This is a genomic window from Streptococcus sp. STC1396, from assembly GCF_058933875.1.
The window spans coordinates 1-517 of record NZ_JBZYCU010000062.1; the positions used below are offsets into that span (position 1 = coordinate 1).

The 517-nt window shown below is 43.1% G+C and carries 1 protein-coding gene; it reads left to right on the forward strand.

Features of this window, described 5'->3' with window-relative positions:
- On the forward strand, nt 1–517 hold a 517-nt coding region (locus tag AC5FEC_RS10440), incomplete at both ends, for an IS3 family transposase (protein ID WP_493662115.1).

Here is a 517-nt window from a genome sequence, read left to right on the forward strand (position 1 = left end):
AAAGATAGGGACATCAAGAATGAGATACAAGCAATTTTTAAGGATCATAAGGGCAATTATGGTTACCGCAGGGTTCATCTAGAACTGCGCAATCGTGGTTATAGCATCAATCATAAGAAAGTGCAACATTTGATGCAGGTGTTAGGTCTGTCTGCACGCATCCGTAAGCGCAAGAAATACAAGTCCTACAAGGGGGAGGTGGGGAAGAAGGCTCCAAATCTGATTAACAAGCAATTTGAGGGGTCTAAACCTTTTGAGAAGTGTTATACCGATGTGACTGAGTTCGCTCTGCCAAATTGCTCTGAGAAACTCTATCTGTCGCCTGTTCTGGATGGTTATAACAGCGAAATTATCGGCTTTACCTTGTCCCATTCTCCCAACCTGATGCAAGTTAAATCCATGCTTGAAAAGGCTTTTCCTAAGGAAGCTTATCCCAATACTATTCTCCATAGCGACCAAGGTTGGCAATACCAACATGAGGCCTACCATCGTTTTCTTGACAGTAAAGGGATCTGTC